At 73.0% G+C, this 17,683-nt stretch carries 13 protein-coding genes; 7 read left to right on the top strand and 6 right to left on the bottom strand.

Annotation, left to right across the window (positions count from 1 at the left end; translation table 11 throughout):
- The first annotated feature begins 55 nt into the window (after positions 1-55).
- On the top strand, positions 56-1,237 hold the full coding sequence (locus ABGB17_RS26805) for an acyl-CoA dehydrogenase family protein (protein ID WP_347634315.1): 1,182 nt from the start codon (positions 56-58) through the stop codon (positions 1,235-1,237).
- 76 nt (positions 1,238-1,313) lie between these two features.
- Here ABGB17_RS26805 and ABGB17_RS26810 read toward each other — a convergent pair whose 3' ends face one another.
- Positions 1,314-2,000 carry a gamma-glutamyl-gamma-aminobutyrate hydrolase family protein gene (locus tag ABGB17_RS26810; protein ID WP_347634317.1) on the bottom strand — a complete coding sequence of 229 codons (687 nt, stop codon included), beginning with the start codon at positions 1,998-2,000 and terminating at the stop codon, positions 1,314-1,316.
- Positions 2,001-2,591: 591 nt separating this feature from the next.
- Between ABGB17_RS26810 and ABGB17_RS26815 the strand changes: the two genes are divergently transcribed.
- Positions 2,592-3,713: a globin domain-containing protein gene (locus ABGB17_RS26815; RefSeq protein ID WP_347634319.1), complete on the top strand. Its 1,122-nt coding sequence runs from the start codon at positions 2,592-2,594 to the stop codon at positions 3,711-3,713.
- Between the two features lie 287 nt (positions 3,714-4,000).
- A complete protein-coding gene (locus ABGB17_RS26820) occupies positions 4,001-4,306 on the top strand; it encodes a hypothetical protein (RefSeq protein ID WP_347634321.1) in 306 nt (101 codons plus the stop codon).
- A 64-nt stretch (positions 4,307-4,370) separates the two neighbouring features.
- Here ABGB17_RS26820 and thyX read toward each other — a convergent pair whose 3' ends face one another.
- On the bottom strand, positions 4,371-5,081 hold the full coding sequence (gene thyX / locus ABGB17_RS26825) for an FAD-dependent thymidylate synthase (RefSeq protein ID WP_347634323.1): 711 nt from the start codon (positions 5,079-5,081) through the stop codon (positions 4,371-4,373).
- A gap of 100 nt (positions 5,082-5,181) precedes the next feature.
- Positions 5,182-7,329 (bottom strand): anthranilate synthase component I, encoded by a 2,148-nt coding sequence (locus ABGB17_RS26830; protein ID WP_347634399.1) that lies wholly within the window; start codon positions 7,327-7,329, stop codon positions 5,182-5,184.
- Positions 7,330-7,720: 391 nt separating this feature from the next.
- Here ABGB17_RS26830 and ABGB17_RS26835 point away from each other — a divergent pair, with 391 nt between their 5' ends.
- The 4 genes from ABGB17_RS26835 to ABGB17_RS26850 all read left to right on the top strand — a co-directional run bounded on the left by ABGB17_RS26835 (position 7,721) and on the right by ABGB17_RS26850 (position 13,913).
- A complete protein-coding gene (locus tag ABGB17_RS26835) occupies positions 7,721-9,316 on the top strand; it encodes a CocE/NonD family hydrolase (protein WP_347634325.1) in 1,596 nt (531 codons plus the stop codon).
- Between the two features lie 190 nt (positions 9,317-9,506).
- The gene (locus ABGB17_RS26840; protein WP_347634327.1) at positions 9,507-9,743 is read left to right on the top strand and encodes a DUF3311 domain-containing protein; all 237 of its coding nucleotides are present in this window, start codon (positions 9,507-9,509) and stop codon (positions 9,741-9,743) included.
- Entirely contained in the window at positions 9,740-11,347 is a 1,608-nt protein-coding gene (locus ABGB17_RS26845; RefSeq protein ID WP_347634329.1) for a sodium:solute symporter, read from the top strand. Before ABGB17_RS26840 ends, ABGB17_RS26845 begins: the two co-directional genes overlap by 4 nt.
- A gap of 172 nt (positions 11,348-11,519) precedes the next feature.
- Positions 11,520-13,913: a serine/threonine-protein kinase gene (locus tag ABGB17_RS26850; protein ID WP_347634331.1), complete on the top strand. Its 2,394-nt coding sequence runs from the start codon at positions 11,520-11,522 to the stop codon at positions 13,911-13,913.
- Positions 13,914-13,934: 21 nt separating this feature from the next.
- Here the strand turns inward: ABGB17_RS26850 and ABGB17_RS26855 are convergent, their stop codons facing one another.
- From ABGB17_RS26855 to ABGB17_RS26865, 3 genes are all read right to left on the bottom strand, one after another.
- A complete protein-coding gene (locus tag ABGB17_RS26855; protein ID WP_347634333.1) occupies positions 13,935-15,701 on the bottom strand; it encodes an alpha/beta fold hydrolase in 1,767 nt (588 codons plus the stop codon).
- 43 nt (positions 15,702-15,744) lie between these two features.
- A complete protein-coding gene (locus ABGB17_RS26860; protein WP_347634335.1) occupies positions 15,745-16,614 on the bottom strand; it encodes a hypothetical protein in 870 nt (289 codons plus the stop codon).
- Positions 16,615-16,740: 126 nt separating this feature from the next.
- A complete protein-coding gene (locus ABGB17_RS26865; protein WP_347634337.1) occupies positions 16,741-17,673 on the bottom strand; it encodes a Ppx/GppA phosphatase family protein in 933 nt (310 codons plus the stop codon).
- Between the last annotated feature and the right edge of the window lie 10 nt (positions 17,674-17,683).

Raw genomic sequence — 17,683 nt, forward strand, 5'->3', positions numbered from 1 at the left:
CGTCCACAGCAGAACTCCGTTCTAGTATTGCGCGACGGGAATTGGAGTGATCACGGTGGATTTCACGCTTCCGGAGACCGCCGAGGACGTGCGCCGCGGCATCGCGGACGTCTGCTCGCGGTACGACATGGCGTACTGGCAGCGCTGCGAGACCGAAAAGCGCTGGCCGGAGGAGGTGTGGTCGGAGCTCGCCAAGGGCGGCTGGCTCGGCCTCGCGGTGCCCGAGGAGTACGGCGGCGGCGGGCAGGGCCTGCTGGAGCTGGCCGTGGCCACCGAGACCCTGGCCGCCTCAGGCGCGGCGGGCGGCTCGGCGTTCACCTACGTGCTCACCCCCGGCTTCGGCGCCCTGACCATCGCCCGGCACGGCTCGGAGGCGCAGAGGGCCGAGCTGCTGCCGCGGCTGGCACGCGGGGAGGCCGAGACCTGCTTCGCCCTCACCGAGCCGGACGCCGGGTCCAACTCCCTGGCCATCACCACCTCCGCCCGCCGCGACGGCGACGAATACGTGATCAACGGCAGGAAGATCTGGATCACCGGCGTGCAGCGGGCGAGCTGGATGCTGCTGGTCACCCGCACCATCCCGGCCGAGCGGGCGAAGCCGCGCACCACGGGGCTCACCGTCTTCCTGGTGGACGTGCCGCGCGCCGCCGCGGCCGGGCAGCTCACCTTCCGGCCGATCCCGAAGATGGGGGCCAACACCACGCCGTCCAACATGGTGTTCCTCGACGACCTGCGGGTGCCGGCGTCCGCCGTGCTCGGCGAGGTGGACGCCGGGGCGCTGGTGTTGTGGGACATCCTCAACCCCGAGCGGGTGCTGCTCGGGGCGAGCGCGCTCGGCGGCGCCGAGGTGGCGCTGCGGGTGGCCGTGGCCTACGCCAAGGAGCGTGAGGTGTTCGGCCGGCCGATCGGCGCCAACCAGGCGATCGCGTTCCCGCTGGCGCAGGTGAAGGCGAAGATCGAGCTGGCCCGGCTGATGCTGTACAAGGCGGCCTGGCTGTTCGACCGGCGCGAGCCCTGCGCCACCGAGGCCAACATCGCCAAGCTCGCCGCCTCGCAGGCCGCCTGGGAGGCGGCCGACCACGCCTTCCAGACGCACGGAGGGATGGCCTACTCCCTGGAGTACCCCGTCGCCCGGCTGCTGGCCGACGCCCGCATCGGGCGGGTGGCGCCGGTCACCGAGGAACTGCTGCTGAACTACCTCGCCACGCAGGTCCTCGGCCTGCCGCGCAGCTTCTGAGAGCCCCCCCGGGGGGTGCGCGCCCGCTCGCGGCGGGCGCGCCCGGCCGTACGGGCCCGACGGGCCGAACGGGCCGTCAGGGCATCGCCGCCTCGACCAGGGCGTCCACCAGGCGGTTGTCGTCGCCGCGCTCGGGGTGCCACTGGACGCCCACGCAGAAAGGGTGGCCGGGCAGCTCCACGGCCTCGACGATCTGGTCGTCGGCCCAGGCGATGGCGAGCAGGCCGTTGCCGAGCCGCTTGACGGCCTGGTTGTGCGGCGTGGACACCTCGATGCGGTCGCCGATCGCCTTGCCCACCTTGCTGGACACGCTGACCGTGATGACGTGCGGGGTGCTCGCGCCGTGCCGCTCGTGGTGGACGGCGCTCGGCAGCCACGGGATCAGCGTGCCGCCGAGGGCGATGTTGATCACGTGCATGCCCCGGGCCACGCCGAGCAGGGGCACCCCGGCGTCGATGGCCGCGCGGGCCAGCGTCAGCTCGAACCGGTCGCGGCCCGGCTGGGGCTCCTCCAGCCGCTCGTCGCGCTCCTCGCCGTAGGCCGCCGGGTCCACCTCCACGCCACCCGCGAGGATCAGGCCGGACAGGCCGCGCACGTACCCGTCGATCGCTCCCTGGCTGAGCGGCGGGACGAGTACGGGCGCGCCACCCGCCCGGTCGACCGCCTTGGTGTACGCGGGCGGCGAGATCACGGCTTCGCGGACCCACGTGCCCCAGCGGGCCGCGTCGAAGTAGGTGGTGATACCGATCAACGGTCGGGACATGCGATCTCCAGGGGCTCGCGCGAGGTCGTACCGCCCAGGTGCGGCGGCATCCAGCCCATTCCTGTGGCAAACCCATCATGGCGTACTGCATTTCGGGTATGTCGGCTATCCGAGTATCAGTCACGTCACTTCAGCATCATTCGTCACACTGGCACGGTCCAATCAGGCCCGGACCTGCGGCGGGAACCCGTGCCGCGTCATCCCGCGCCGCGGCCGCCCCCGCCGCCGCCGGGACGGCCCCGGCGAGGGTGGGGACGATCCGACTCTCCCAATACATGAAATATCGTCGGGCTTCCGGAATGACGGGGAGTGATGCCGACTGAGAATTATTAGGTAAAACGAGAGATGAATTTCGTTCACCATGCCCCTCCGACCGGCGAAAATCGGCGGTCACCGACAATCATCCGGTGATTACCAAGAGTTCGCTTACGCCGCGCCTTGTGGTGAAACGGTTGTGAGGCGCAATGGGGAATGGAAGACTCCATTTCGAGCGAACGGCCGGGCCGGGACCGCCGTACGCTCACGACCCGGACCGTCAAGGAGGTGCAGACCGGATCGGGAAATCCGATCCCGCAAGGGTGGCGTCCATCAATGTCTTTGAATCCACGTCTCATCAAGGAAAGTTTTTCCGTCGTCCAGCCGGTCATGGCCAAGGCGGCGGCCTACTTCTACGGGCGCTTGTTCGCGGAGCACCCACACCTGCGCGGCATGTTCCCCCCTGCCATGGACGTCCAGCGGGAGCGCCTGTTCGCCGCGCTCACCCGCATCGTCTGGAGCATCGACCACCCGGACGGCCTCACCGTCTACCTCGGGCAGCTCGGCCGCGACCACCGCAAGTACGGTGTGCTCGCCGAGCACTACACCGCCGTCGGCAACGCCCTGGTCGCCACGATGAGACGATTCGCCGCCTGCATGTGGTCGGCCGAGATGGAGGCCGCCTGGGTGGCGGCGTACACCGCGGCGGCCAACATGATGATCGAGGCGGCCGAGGCCGACGCGGGGGTCTCCCCCGCCTGGTGGCTCGCCGAGGTGGTCGACCACGACCGGCGCACACCCGACATCGCGGTCATCACCCTGCGCCCCGGCGCCCCGCTGGCGTTCACCGCCGGGCAGTACGTCAACGTGCAGACCGAGCGCTGGCCGCGGGTGTGGCGCACGTACTCGCTCGCCAACGCGCCGCGCCCGGACAACCTCGTCCGCCTGCACGTGCGTGCCGTCGCCGCCGGCTGGGTCAGCACCGCGCTGGTCACGCACACCAAGATCGGCGACTCCCTGCTGCTCGGCCCGCCGGTCGGCACGATGAGCCCGCCGGACGGCGGGGCCGACCGCGACCTGTTGTGCGTGGCGGGCGGCACCGGGCTGGCCCCGCTGAAGGCGATCATCGAGCACGTCATCGCCTCGGGCCGCCGCCCCAACATCCACCTGCTGTTCGGCGCCCGCACCGCGGCCGAGCTGTACGACCTCGGGGACCTGATCCGCATGGAGGCGTCCTACCCCTGGCTGCGGGTGGTGCCCGTGGTGTCGGAACAGCCGTCCTACGACGGCCTGCGGGGGCGGCTGCCGGACGTCGTGCGGCGCTTCCACGCCTGGAACGAGCACGAGGTCTACGTCTGCGGCCCGCCGGACATGGTGCGGCAGACCGTGCGGCACCTGCGCGAGGACGGCGTGCCGGCCGCCCGCATCCACCAGGACACCTGCCTGGAGCCGGTCTGACGGCGGCGGCCGACCCGAATTCCCGGACCTTCCGGGCGAACTGATCACCCAAATCACGTGGAGCCCGGCGGCCTCCCCGGCGACGTGGCACGATGACAGCGATCCGCGCACAGCGGTGACCCATGTCGAGCCGCGGAGACCACGCCGAGCCGGGGGGACGGGCGTGCCGTTCTCCCCGCCGTGAAAGGAAGGGCGATCATGCCCGGCACCCCGCACACCGCCGGCCCGCAGCGGACCCCCGGGGGCTCCCCGGCCTCCCCCGCCGAGGCGGCGGTGCGCTGACTCCCATGGCCAAGCCGGTCACGCTCGTGACGTTCGTCCTGCCCAGCATGCTCGGTCACTGGGGAAGCGGGGCCACCGAGGTCCGCGTCTTCGCCGTCGCCGACTCCGCCGAGGCCAGCCCCACCCTGGGCGCCGCCCTGCACACGCTGCGGCGCACCCATCCCACACTGGAACGCCGCCTGTGCGACGAGTACGGGGGCATCCGCCGCCACATCAGCATGTTCGTCTGCGGCGAGAACGCCCGCCGTCTCGGCGGCTTATCCTGCGCCCTGCCGCCAGGAGCCGAGGTCTACGTCATGCCCGCCTTATAGGAAGAGGAGTGGCCGCCCTCCGGCGCGGCCCCGCGGGGACCACGGGGAGCGTCCTCCCGGGCGTTCAGGGGGCGACGCGGCCGTTGGCGTTGAAGGCGGCGTGCGTGATGGGCATGAGCTCCGCCCAGAAGGCCTCCATCTTCTCGGCCACCATCTCGATCTCGCGCTGCGGGAACGACGGCACGATCCCCCGCTCGTCCTTGGTGCGCAGCGACAGGAAGTGCATCAGCGACCGCGCGTTGCAGGTGGCGTACATCGACGAGAACAACCCGACGGGCAGCACCGCCCGGGCGACCTCCCGGGCGACGCCCGCCGCCAGCATCTCCTGGTAGGCCGCGTACGACTCGCGGTACGACCGCTCCATCGCCTCCCCCACCAGCTTGTGCTGCGTCTCGTCCCCCTCCGTGAAGACGTACTGCCCGGGCTTGCCCTCCTGCACGAGCTTGCGATCCGGCCCCGGCACGTAGAAAACCGGGCGGAGCTCCCGATATCTACCGCTTTCCTCGTTGTAGGACCAGCCGACCCTGTGGCGGTGGAACTCGCGGAAGACCAGGATGGGGGCGCTGACGAAGAACGTCATGGAGTTGTGCTCGAAGGGGCTGCCGTGGCGGTCGCGCATGAGGAAGTTGATCAAGCCTCTGGCGCGCTCGGCGTCCTGGCCGACGGCGGCGAGGGACTTCTCACCCGCCGTCGAGACGCGGGCCGCCCAGACCACGTCGGAGTCCGACGCGCTGTGCTTGACCAGTTCCACCGTCACTTCGCTGACCAACTCCACGCCGGTCCTCCCCTTCTCGTCGGCCGCAATGGTACTGGTGGCGGGAGGCGGGCCGCCGGGCGGGCGGGACCGCCTCCCGTGCCGTGCCGGCCGGCCCGGGTCAGCCGGTCCGGACGGGGGCCGGGCGGCACAGCCGCAGGACGTTGGCCACGATGCGCGCCCCGGCCGCGCCCTCGGTGGTGAGGATCGACTCGGGGTGGAACTGCACGGCGTAGCGGCGGTTGACGTCGTCCTCGATGGCCATGACCGCGCCGTCGGGGGTGGCGGCGGTCACGGTGAAGCCGCGCACGCCGGGGGTCTTGGCGTGCAGCGAGTGGTAGCGGGCCGCGGTGAACTCCCCGGGCAGTCCGTCGAGCATGGTGCTGCCGCCGATACGACCCACCTTGCCGCGCTTGCCGTGCTCGGGGTAGTCCAGCAGTTCCAGCGTGCCGCCCGCCTGCTCGACCATGGCCTGCAGCCCGAGGCACACCCCGAAGACGGGCAGCCCGCGCTCGTACAGGTCGCCGATCAGGTCGGCGCAGCCGAAGTCGGACGGCCAGCCGGGGCCGGGCGACAGCACCACCAGGTCGGGGGCGGACTCGTCCAGCATGGCGCGCGGGAAGCCGTGCCGCAGGGTGAGCACATCGGCACCCTGCTGGCGGAAGTAGTCGGCCAGGGTGTTGACGAAGGAGTCCTCGTGGTCGACGAGCAGCACCTTCATGCCCTCGCCGGGCCGCTCGGCGACCGGCGCGGCGGTCTCGGGGGGCGCGGTGCCGACGGCGGCCAGCGCGCGGAGCAGGGCGCTCGCCTTGAGCTCGGTCTCGCGCTCCTCGGCGCCGGGGTCGGAGTCGTACAGCAGCGTCGCCCCGGCGCGCACGGCGGCCACCCCGCCGCGGATCTGCGCGGTGCGCAGGGTGAGGCCGGTGTTCATCGACCCGTCGAAGCCGAGGTAGCCGACGGCCCCGCCGTACCAGCGCCGCGCGGTGGCCTCGTGGTCCTCGATGAACTGCATGGCCCAGGTCTTCGGGGCGCCGGTGACGGTGACGGCCCACATGTGGGTGAGGAAGGCGTCCAGGGCGTCGAAACCGGGGCGCAGGCGGCCCTCGATGTGGTCGACGGTGTGGATGAGGCGCGAGTACATCTCGATCTGGCGCCGGCCGATGACCTGCACGGTGCCCGGCACGCAGATGCGGGACTTGTCGTTGCGGTCGACGTCGGTGCACATGGTCAGCTCGGACTCCTCCTTGGTGGAGCTGAGCAGCGTGCGGATGGCCTCGGCGTCCTCGACGGGGTTGGCGCCACGGGCGATGGTGCCGGAGATCGGGCAGGTCTCCACCCGGTCGCCCTGCACCCGCACGTACATCTCCGGCGAGGCCCCCACCAGGTGCTCGCCCTCGCCGAGGTTGAACAGGAACTCGTACGGGGCGGGGTTGCCGAGCCGCAGGGCACGGTAGAAGGCCACCGGGTCGGCGCACGGTCCGTGGAACACCTGGCCGGGCACCACCTCGAACAGGTCGCCGCGCTTGAACCTGGCCTTGGCGGCCTCCACCACCGTGGCGTAGTCGCCGGCGCGGGGCCCGGGCGGGATCTCGGCGGGCACGGCCGCCAGCGGCACCGCCTCGCCGGTGCGGGGCAGCCCGTGGGTGGAGACGCCGTCGACGGTGAACTCGTAGCGGTACTCGCGGCTGGTCTCGCGCTTGCGGTCGACCACCATGATCCGGTCGGGCAGGTGGAGCACCAGGTCGCGCTGGTCGGCGGCCCGGGTGAGCACCTGGCGGATCGGCTCGAACTGGAAGGCCAGGTCGTAGCCGAACGAGCCGTACAGCCCGAGGTGGGCGTCCTTCCCGGCGAACGCGGCGATGACCTCGCGGATGGCGGTGAAGACGGTGGGCCGCCGGCTGCGCATCTCCTCGGGGAGGATCTCCTCCGACTCGGGCACACGCACCTCGACGTGGTCCGCGGTGGGCTCGGAGGTGGGCTTGCCCGCCGCCAGCAGGCAGGAGGTGACGACGGGGAGCACCACCCGCCCGCGTTCGTTGAGGGCCCGCGCGCCGATGACCCGGCCCCGGGCGACGATCTCCAGCACCGGGTCGGTGTAGGCCAGATGCCACCGGCTGTACCGGCCGGGGTACTCCATGCCGGAGGAGAGCACGCCGCCGCGGTGTTCGCCGAGGGACGCGACGATGTCCTCGAGCACCGATTCGGGCACGTTCGCCGTCTTCACCTCGACGCCTATGCCCCCGGCGGTGGTATATCCGCTGGTGTCCACCATGCACTCGCCCTTCTTGATCGCCGATCTCTGATGATCATGTGATCGGTGAAGCCCCGGGCGGGCACGAAAAAGGCCGCCTTCCGGGGCGGCCGTTGGAAACATGCGAAGTTCGCGCCGCCTATGAGCAGCGCCACCACTGAGCGGGCGAAACGGATCGCATGAGGGGAATGCTAGCGGCCCCGTGAACAGGATGCCACCGGTTCGGGCGCCTGGCGCGCCGCGCCGGGGTGGCGGCGGGGTGGTGCGCGAGTGACGCCGGGCGAAGCGGGGCAGCCTCACAGTGACGTCCGTCACAGCGGCGGGGCGAGTCTAGCACTAGTATGTTACTCGCGAGTAAAGCGCTGCTTGCATCGCGATCGGAGTGATCCTCCGGCCAGAGGGGGCGCGCATGGAACGGGTTCCCTACAAGGTGCTCGTCCACAGGGACATGCGGGTGCAGATGCCCGACGGGGTGGTCCTGCTCGCCGACCGTTACGTGCCGGTCGGGGCGGGCCGGGTACCCACGGTGCTGGTCCGCTCGCCGTACGGCAGGCGCGGCATGTTCGGGCTGGCCTACGGCAGGGCCTTCGCCCGGCACGGTTTCCAGGTGATCCTGCAGAGCTGCCGCGGCGGCTTCGGCTCCGGCGGCGTGGCCACGCCGCTCGACGAGCAGGACGACGGCCTCGCCACCATCGAGTGGATGCGGGCCCAGCCGTGGTACGGCGGCAGCTTCGCGCTGCACGGCCCGAGCTACCTCGGCCACGCCCACTGGGGCATCGCCCCCTACGCCGGGCCCGAGCTGAAGGCGATGGCCACCCAGGTGACCGCCTCGCAACTGCGCGACGCCGCCTACGTCGGCGGCTCGTTCGCCTTGGAGGCCACGCTGAGCTGGAGCACGCTGACCGCGATGATGAACGGCCCGCTGAGCGGCGCCGCGGTGTTCTTCGCGCCGCGCCGCACCCGGCGGGCGGTGTCCTCGGACCGGCCGGTCGGCGAGTTCGACGTGCTGGCCGCGGGGCGGCGGCTGCCGTTCTTCCAGGAGGTGCTCACCCACCACGCCGACCCCGACGCGCCGTTCTGGAAGAAACGCGACCACTCGGGCACCGTCGGCGAGGTGGACGCCGCCGTCACCATGACCGGCGGCTGGTACGACGTGTTCCTGCCGTGGCAGCTCCGCGACTACGCGGCCATGCGCAGGGCCGGGCGGCGGCCCCACCTCACCATCGGGCCCTGGCACCACGCCGACGTGCGGCACGGCAGGCTGGCCACCCTGGACGCCCTGGCGTGGTTCCGCGCCCACCTGCTCGGCGACCCGTCGGGCCTGCGGGAGAGCCCGGTGCGGGTGTACGTCACCGGGGCGGACGAGTGGCGCGACTACGACGACTGGCCGGTGCCCGGCACGCGGGAGCGGCGCTGGCACCTGCAGGGGGAACACGGGCTCGGGCCGGACGGCCCCGCCGAGGCCGAGCCGGACCGGTTCCGCTTCGACCCGGCCGACCCCACGCCGGTCATGGGCGGCCCCACCCTGCTCGGCAACTCCGCGCCCCGCGACAACCGCCGCGTGGAACGGCGCCCCGACGTGCTGGTGTACACCTCTCCGGTGCTGCACGAGGACCTCGACGCGATCGGCCCGGTCACCGCGGAGCTGTACGTGCGCACCAGCACCGGGCACGCCGACCTGGTGGTCCGGGTCTGCGACGTGCACCCCGACGGCACGTCGCTCAACGTGTGCGAAGGCGTGCGGCGGCTCGCCCCGGGCGCGCCCGCCGCGGACGAGGACGGCGTGCGGCGCGCCGAGGTGGAGCTGTGGCCGATCGCGCACCGCTTCCGCCGCGGCCACCGCGTGCGGGTGCAGGTGGCCGGGGGCGCCTACCCGCGGCTGGCCCGTAACCTGGGTACCGGGGAACCGCTGGCCACCGGCCGTGATTCGGTGCCGGTGGACGAGGAGGTCTTCCACGACCCGGCCCACCCGTCGGCGCTCGTGCTTCGTCACCTCAACGGCTGACCGGGCCCGCCTCACCGCAGGACCGGCCCGCCCGGTCCGGCCGTTCACCGCGCCGACGGGGCCGTTCGGCGATCGGTGAGCTTGACAGGGACCGAACGAAATTACGCTTCGCCCATCCGGTTGACCAGGCTCAACAGTCTCAACAGTGCTGTTAAGTCCGTCGGGCCCCACTGATACCGAGGAGAACGCGTTGACCACGCCGCCCAGCGACCAGCGTCCGGAACGCAGTGACCGCAGCAAGTGGAACTGGCTCCTGCTCCTGCCGATCGTCATCCCGTTGATCCCGCTCCTGTACAACCACGAGGACCCCCGGCTGTTCGGGTTCCCGCTGTTCTACTGGCTCCAGCTCGCGTTCATCGTGATCGGGGTCGGCTGCACGGCCGTCGTGTACCGCATGGGGCAGCGCGGCGGGAGGGACGGCCGGTGAGCGACCACATCGTCGAGATCGTCGTCTTCACGTTCCTGTTCGCGGTCGTCAGCGGCATGGGCTTCGTCGCGGCCCGCTGGCGCCGTCCCGACGACCTGGCCAGCCTGCACGAATGGGGCCTCGGCGGGCGCAAGTTCGGCTCCTGGATCACATGGTTCCTGGTGGGCGGCGACCTGTACACCGCGTACACCTTCGTCGCGGTGCCCGCGCTGCTGTTCGGCGCCGGGGCGATGGGCTTCTTCGCGCTCCCCTACACGATCATCGTGTACCCGCTGGTCTTCCTGGTGCTGATCCGGCTGTGGTCGGTGGCGCACGTGCACGGCATGGTCACCCCGGCGGACTTCGTGCGCGCCCGGTTCGGCTCCCCCACACTGGCACTGCTGATCGCGATCACCGGCCTGGTGGCCACCATGCCGTACATCGCGCTGCAGCTCGTCGGCATCGAGGCCGTGCTGAAGACGATGGGCGTGACCGGCGACCTGCCGCTCATCATCGCCTTCGCCATCCTCGCGGCTTACACCTACCAGTCGGGGCTGCGCGCTCCCGCGCTGATCGCCTTCGTCAAGGACACGCTCATCTACATCGTGATCCTGATCGCGATCATCTACATCCCCACCCAGCTCGGCGGCTGGGGATCGGTCTTCGACGCCGCCCGCGCCAAGTTCGAGACGACCCCGGCACCCGGGGACGGCTGGCTGCTGAACGCCGGCAACCAGCTTCAGTACGTCACGCTGGCCCTCGGCTCGGCCATGGCGCTGTTCCTCTACCCGCACAGCGTCACCGGCGTGCTGGCGGCGCGCAACCGCGGCGTCGTCAAGCGGAACATGGCGGCGCTGCCCGCCTACAGCCTGCTGCTCGGCCTGATCGCGCTGCTCGGGTACATGGCGATCGCGGCCGGGATCAAGCCGATCACCGCCGACGGCAAGACCGACGCCAACACCGTCGTGCCACTGCTGTTCGACAAGATGTTCCCCGATTGGCTGGCCGGGGTGACCTACGCCGCCATCGGCATCGGCGCGCTGGTGCCCGCCGCGATCATGTCCATCGCCGCCGCCAACCTGTTCACCCGCAACATCTACCGCGAGTACATCAAGCCGGACGCCACCGACGCGCAGGAGGCCGCGGTCAGCAAGGTCACCTCGCTGGTCGTGAAGGTCGGCGCGGTGGCGGTCATCCTGCTCATCGACCCGCAGTTCTCCATCGACCTGCAGCTCATCGGCGGCGTGATCATCCTGCAGACGCTGCCGTCGGTGGCGCTCGGGCTGTTCACGCGGTGGTTCCACCGGGTCGGGCTGATCGCCGGGTGGGCCGCCGGCATGACGGCGGGCATGGTGATGCTCTACAACATCTCCAACCCGGCCATCAAGCACGAGCACTTCGGCGGCTCGGCGTTCCCCCTGGCCAAGCTGGGCTTCGACACCAACGTGACGATCTACGCCGGGTTCCTCGCGCTCGCGGTGAACCTCGCCGTCGCGGCGGTCGCCACGCTGATCGCCCGGGCCGCCAAGGCGGACGAGGGCACCGACGCCACCCGGCCCGACCACTACTTCGCCGACGAGGGCGACCCCCGGGTGCACGACATCGAGCTCTCCGGCTCGCACTGACCCCCGGCGGCGCCGGGCCGTCCCCGCCGTCCGAACGCCCCGCCGCCGGGGCACCGAGGTCCCCGGGAACCCGCGTGGTTCCCGGGGACCGTTCTTTCGCTTCCGGAACGCCCGCAACGAAACTGGATCATTCCGGTAATGTGCCGCTCGCGGACAGCGAGGAGGGCGAAAGGTGACCGAGCCGGGGGCACCCGCGGTGCCGGGGTACGAGATGCTCGGGATCCTGGGCCAGGGCGGGTTCGGGGTGGTGTACCGGGCCCGGCAGCTCGCCGTCCGCCGCGAGGTCGCCCTCAAGGTGGACAACCGGGTGCTGGTGTCGGAACGGGACCGGCGGCGGTTCATGCGGGAGGTCAGCTCCGCGGGGGCACTGTCGGGCCACCCGCACGTGGCCGACGTGTACGACGCCGGGGTGCTGCCCGACGGGCGGCCGTACATGGTGCTGGAGCTGTGCCCCGGCGGATCGCTGGCCGACCGGCTGCGTGAACGGGGGCCGCTGCCGCCCGCCGAGGTGCGCGACATCGGGGTGCGGATCGCCGACGCCCTCGCCGCCGCGCACGCCGCCGGGGTGCTGCACCGCGACGTCAAACCGGCCAACATCCTGATCAACCAGTACGGCATGGTCGCGTTGTCGGACTTCGGGCTGGCCGCGACCGGGCACGCCGAAGGCGAGGTGTCGGTCACCCGGGAGTCGCTGACCCCCGCCTTCGGCCCGCCGGAGGCCTTCGAACTGGCCGAGCCGAGCCCCGCCGGGGACGTGTACTCGCTGGCCGCCACCCTGTACGCGCTCCTGAACGGCCGCCCCCCGCGCTTCCCCGAGAGCGGTGTGGTCAACGTCGCCATGATCATGGCCCTCCACCGCCTCCCCGTCCCGGAGATCCCCGGCGTCCCACCCCGGCTCACCGCCGTCCTCCGCACCGGCCTGGCCACCCACCCCCACGACCGCCTCCCCTCCGCCGCCGCCCTCCGCGACGCCCTCACCGCCCTGCCCGCCGAGATCTTCTCCCAGCCCCCCACCACCACGCCGCCGCCCCCCGCCGGCCCCCACACGCACCCCTCGTCGGGCCCCTACACCCCCGCCTCGCCGTCCTCCGGCCCCGCAGGGCCGTACGCCTTCCCCCACACCGCCTTCCCCCCGGACGCGACCGGCCCCGGGCACGCGGCGGACGTGACGGGCCCCAGCGGGCACGGGAGGCACAGCAGGCACAGGGACGCCGGCCCACTGGAGGCCACCGGCCCGGGCAGCGGCCACGGGCACGACCCTGGCGGCGGCCTGGGGTACGGCCCTGGCGGCGGCCTGGGGTACGGCCCTGGCGGCGGCCACGGGCACGACCCTGGCGGCGGCCTGGGGTACGGCCCTGGCGGCGGCCACAGGTACGACCCTGGCAGTGGCCACGGGTACGGCCCGGGCGGGTCCCCCGCGAACGCCACGCCCGGCGGACAGCTTGGTGCGGGCCCAGGCGGCCGGCCGGGCGGTGCCCCGGCCGCTCCCGGCGGCTTCATCAGTGCCCCCCGCACTCCCGGCGGCCTCAGTGCCCCCGGCATTCCCATCGCCCCCGGTACTCCCATCGGCCCCGGTACTCCCAACGGCCCCGGTGCTCCCATCGTCAGCCCCGGTGTACCCAATGGTCCCGGTGCTCCCAACGGCCCCATCAGCGGTCCCGGCAATCCCGGCAGCGGCACCGGCGCTCCCGGCGGGCTCAGGAGCCGTCCCGGCGGCGGGCCCGGTGGGCCCGGCGGTGCCGCGGGTCCCGCGGGCGGGGGGAGGGTGCCCGGCGGGTGGGGCGGGGGCGCCGAGCCGGGGCTGCGGGGCCAGGTCACCGGTCCGAGTGTGCGCGGTGACGGCCGTCCGGGGGCGAGGTCCAGGGCCGCGGGGCCGGGCGGCCGGGCGGACATCACCCAGCCGCCCGTTCCCCCGGTGGCGCGCCCCAGGCAGACCAAGCTCTACGGGACGGTGGCGGCGTTGTTCGCGGTGCTGCTGGTGGTCGGGGTGACCGTCGCGTGGTTCGAGTCCCGTGAGCCCGTCACCGGCCCCTCGGGGTCCCCGGGCGCCACCGGCGCGCCGGGCCAGGCCGCCGGCCCGTCCGGTGACGCCGGCGCCGGGACCGGCGACGGCCAGGCCGATGCCCCCGGCACCCTCGGCGGCGTCCCCGTCGTCACCGAGAACTGCCCCGCCACCGTCGTCACCGGCGCCGGCGCGGCCTGCGGCCGCGACCCCGAGTGCTGGGGCGGCATCGTGGCCATCACCGGCGCCGTGTCGGTACGCCGCCGCGCCTGCGAGGAGAGCCACGTCTGGGAGACCTTCGCCATCGCCCCCCTGCCCCAGGACGCCATGACCTTCGACCTGGCCGACCTGGAAGCCCACCCCGTCGTCAAGAAACTGTGCTCCTCCCAGGTGATGCTCCGCTCCCGCATCGGGGCGGCCCGTTCCGTCCCGTCCTCGCAGTGGATGGTCTCCGTCCTCCCCCCGAGCCCCGACGCCTTCAAGGAAGGCGTCCGCATCTACCGCTGCGTCGGCGGCGTGACCGGCCGCGAACGCCCCGGCACCTACTTCCGGCCCGCGACGTGACGGAGGCCCTCATGGTGGGGGTCAGCAGGCGATGTCGGCCGGAGGGAGGGTGCCGGTGGCCAGGTAGCGGTTCACCGTGTCGTTGAGGCACGGGTCGCCGTGGTACGGGAACGGGGCGTGGGTCCGGGCGTTCACGGTGACCAGGCGGGAGCCGTGGATGCGGGCGGCCACGGAGCGGCTGACGGAGACGGGGACCGCCACGTCGCCCAGGGCGGCGAGGACCAGGGCGCCGGGCGCCCGGTTGCGGGCCAGCGGGACGCGCTCGGCCTGGACGCGCGGCCAGAAGGCGCAGGGAGTGATGTTGGCGTTGGCCGGGCCGAACAAGGGGTACCGCTCGGTGTAGACGGCGAGGTCGCGGCGGTAGGTGCCGAGGCCGCGGGGCCAGGGGCCGTCCGCGCAGCGGAAGGCGGTGCTGACGGCGGTGTGGTTGTCCACCGGGACGCCGGGGACGCCCTCGGGCGGGAGGGGCCGCACCGGGAAGGGCACGAACGGCTCGCGGCCGGCCGACACGTCGGCGAGCGCGGCGGCGACCAGCCCTGAGTAGTGCTCGTAGTAGACGGCGGCGACCAGGAGGAAGCCCAGTTCCCCGGCCGTCCACGCGTGCCCGCCCGCGACGATCGGCTCGCGCCCGGCCCGGTCCAGGAGCGCGGTGATCCAGCCGATCACCGCCTCGGTCGTGCCGCCCAGCCCGTGGACGTCGTCCCGCTCGGCGGCCCAGGCGGCGAAGGCGGTCAGACCGGTCTCGAACCCCGGTGTGCGGGCCAGCTCGAACGGCCGCCACGCGATGTCCCCGTTCACCGGGCTGTCCAGGACGAACCGGTCCACCCGGCCGGGGAACAGGGTGCTGTACGTCGCCCCGAGCATCCCCGCGTACGACCCGCCGATGTAGGAGATCCGGGACTCGCCGAGCGCGGCCCGGATGAGATCCATGTCCCGGGCGGCGTTCGCGGTGGTGGCGTACGGCAGGGCCCAGCCCGCCGCACGCGCGCAGTCCTCGGCGTACCGCCGGGCCGCGGCGGCGTCGGCGCCGAAGCTCCCCGGCGTCGCGGTCCGCACCCAGAACCCGCCCGGCTCCTCGGCGGCCTGCCCGCACCCGATGGGTGTGCTGCGCTCGACGAACCTCATGTCGAAGCCGATCAGGTCGTACCGGGCCCGCACCTCCGCGGAGAACCAGGGCGCGAGTGCCGCCGGGAGCGGCACCCCGGGACCACCCGGCCCGCCCCCTGTGGTGAGCAGCACACCCCGCCGCCGCGCGGGGTCGGTCGCGGGCAGCCGCGAGATCACGATCGTGATGGACCGCCCCTCCGGCCGCCGATGATCCAGCGGCACCCGCACTCCCGCGCACCGCACCGTCTCATCGGCCGTCCCCTCACACGGTCCCCACCGCAACCTCTCCGTCCCACCGCTCCCTGCCGAAGCGGACCCCGCCGAACCGCCGGCGGTCAAGGTGGACGCCGTCGGCCCACCGGCGGCGGCGTACATCGCCGGTCCGCCGGCGGCTGAAGCGTTCGCGGTGTACGACGCCGATCCACCGGCGGCGGCCGAGGCGTACATCGCCGGTCCGCCGGCGGCCGAAGTGTCCGCGGTGTACGACGCCGGCCCACCGGCGGCGGAGGTGGCCTCGTGCGGGTGACCGAGAGCGGCACGGGGGCCGGCCGTCACGGTGACGGCGGCACCCGCCGGGCCGTGCGGACGGGCCGCCGTGGCGGGCGCACCGAGGGCCGGGGTGAGTGGGGCGGAGGCGAGCAGCAGGGTCGTGAACACGCCGAGAGTCCTGCCGGACGGCATGGTCCCTCCTCAGGGGTCGGTCCGACGGAGCCGGACCCGACCTTCACCCCGAGGCGATCCACCGGTCAAGAGCACGCGTCCCCGGCCCGCCGTCCTTCCTGGTCGGCTGCCCACCGGGCATGAACGCTGTCATGGGACGCCGGGACTCACCGGCGGCACGTGAGCCGGCCGCCGTACGCGGCTCACCGTTCACACGCGGCTCGGCGGCCTTGCCCGGCTCACCGCCCGCACGGGGCCCGGAGACCGTACGCGGCTCACCGTCCGCACGCGCCCCGGAGACCGTGCACGGCTCACCGCCCATACGCGACTCGAAGGCCGTACGCAGCTCGCCCCCGGTACGCAGCTCGCCCCTCGCACGCAGTTCGGCCGCCTTACGCAGTTCGGCCGCCTTACGCGACCCGCCACCCGCACGTGACCCCGGCACCGCACGCGGCTCTTCGTCCTCACCTGCACCGGAGACCGCAGAGAGCTCACCGTCCGCTCCCACCCGGGAGACTCCAGAGAGCTCACCGTCCGCACGCGCCCGGGAGACCGTGCGCGGCTCGCCGCCCCTGAGCGGCTCGAAGGCCGTACGCAGCTCACCGCCCGCACGCGGCCCGGAGGCCGTGCGCGGCTCCTCACCCGCGCGTGGCTCGAAGACCGTGAGCAGATCGCCGCCCGTACGCGGCTCCTTGACCGGGCGTGTCCCGTTGGCCAAGGGGGAACGGGTGGCCGGGCGCGCGGGGGCCGGGACGGGGTCGGTGGACGCTCGGGGGTCCGGGGGCGGGGCGGGGTCGGGGTGAGGCTCGGGGTTGGTGGTGGAGGCCAGAAGGGCCAGGGTGATCAGAGTCAGCACTGCTATGAGCATCAGTGCCAGGGTCACGAGCATCAGGACGGCCAGCAGCGTGTAGACCGTGCCGATGATCGCCATCATCGCCTGTCCTCCTCTTCTCTTGTGCCAGTGCCTCACGTGCCCCGGACGGGCGCGCTCACACCTGCGTTCCGGCAGGTGGAGCGGTGTTTCTCATGGGCCCGCTGGGGCGGGGGCGCGCGGGTGGGGTCAGGCACCCGGCATCGTGTCCAGGCGGCGCAGGATGACGCCCTCACGCAGGGCCCACGGGCAGATCTCCAGGGACGAGAGGTCGAACAGGTCCATGGTGGCGTCGGCGACGACGACGCCGGCGGCGAGCTGAGGGGCGCGGCCGGTGGAGACGCCGGGGAGGGCGGCGCGTTCGGCGTGGGTCATGGTGACGAGGCGCTCGGCCCAGCGGGACAGGTCGTCCCTGGAGAGCGTGCGCCTGACGTACGCGCCCTCGCCGGACGGCGCGGCGCCGGCGATGCGGGCGAGCTGGCGGAACGTCTTGGAGGTGGCGACGGCGTGGTCGGCACGGCCGTGGCGCGCGACGTCGCCGACGACGCGGCCGATCTCGGCCCGCACGTGCTTGCGCAGGGCCCGCACCTCCTTGGGGGGCGGCGGGTCCGCGGTGAACCACTGCCGGGTCAGGCGGCCCGCGCCGAGCGGCAGCGACACCGCGACGTCCGGCGCCTCCTCCATGCCGGAGGCGATCTCCAGGGACCCGCCGCCGATGTCCAGCACCAGCAGCCGCCCCGAGGACCAGCCGAACCACCGCCGCACCGCGAGGAACGTCAGCCGCGCCTCCTCCGGCCCCGACAACACCTGGACGTCCACCCCGGTGGCCGAGCGCAGGCCGGACAGCACCTTCTCGCCGTTGACCGCCTCACGGACAGCGGACGTGGCGAAGGCCATGACGTCCTCCACGCCCTTGTCCTCGGCGATGCGCAGCGCGTCCTCGATGAACTTGCGCAGCCTGCGCTCGCCGTCGGGCGACAGGGTGTTCCCGTCGTGCAGGTGCTCGGCCAGGCGCAGCTCGGCCTTGTGGGAGAAGGCCGGCAGCGGCTGCGCCCCCCGGTGGGCGTCGACCACCAGCAGATGCACCGTGTTGGACCCGATGTCGAGAACGCCGACTCGCATGATCCGACGC

It is taken from the genome of Sphaerisporangium sp. B11E5 (genome assembly GCF_039871875.1).
Classification (GTDB): domain Bacteria; phylum Actinomycetota; class Actinomycetes; order Streptosporangiales; family Streptosporangiaceae; genus Sphaerisporangium.

What these genes read in the sequence shown, in the direction of transcription:
- ABGB17_RS26810 (WP_347634317.1), bottom strand. Translation starts at nt 2,000, where the DNA reads ATGTCCCGACCGTTGATCGGTATCACCACCTACTTCGACGCGGCCCGC.
- ABGB17_RS26815 (WP_347634319.1), top strand. Translation starts at nt 2,592, where the DNA reads ATGTCTTTGAATCCACGTCTCATCAAGGAAAGTTTTTCCGTCGTCCAG.
- ABGB17_RS26820 (WP_347634321.1), top strand. Translation starts at nt 4,001, where the DNA reads ATGGCCAAGCCGGTCACGCTCGTGACGTTCGTCCTGCCCAGCATGCTC.
- ABGB17_RS26835 (WP_347634325.1), top strand. Translation starts at nt 7,721, where the DNA reads ATGGAACGGGTTCCCTACAAGGTGCTCGTCCACAGGGACATGCGGGTG.
- ABGB17_RS26855 (WP_347634333.1), bottom strand. Translation starts at nt 15,701, where the DNA reads ATGCCGTCCGGCAGGACTCTCGGCGTGTTCACGACCCTGCTGCTCGCC.
- ABGB17_RS26860 (WP_347634335.1), bottom strand. Translation starts at nt 16,614, where the DNA reads ATGATGGCGATCATCGGCACGGTCTACACGCTGCTGGCCGTCCTGATG.
- ABGB17_RS26865 (WP_347634337.1), bottom strand. Translation starts at nt 17,673, where the DNA reads ATGCGAGTCGGCGTTCTCGACATCGGGTCCAACACGGTGCATCTGCTG.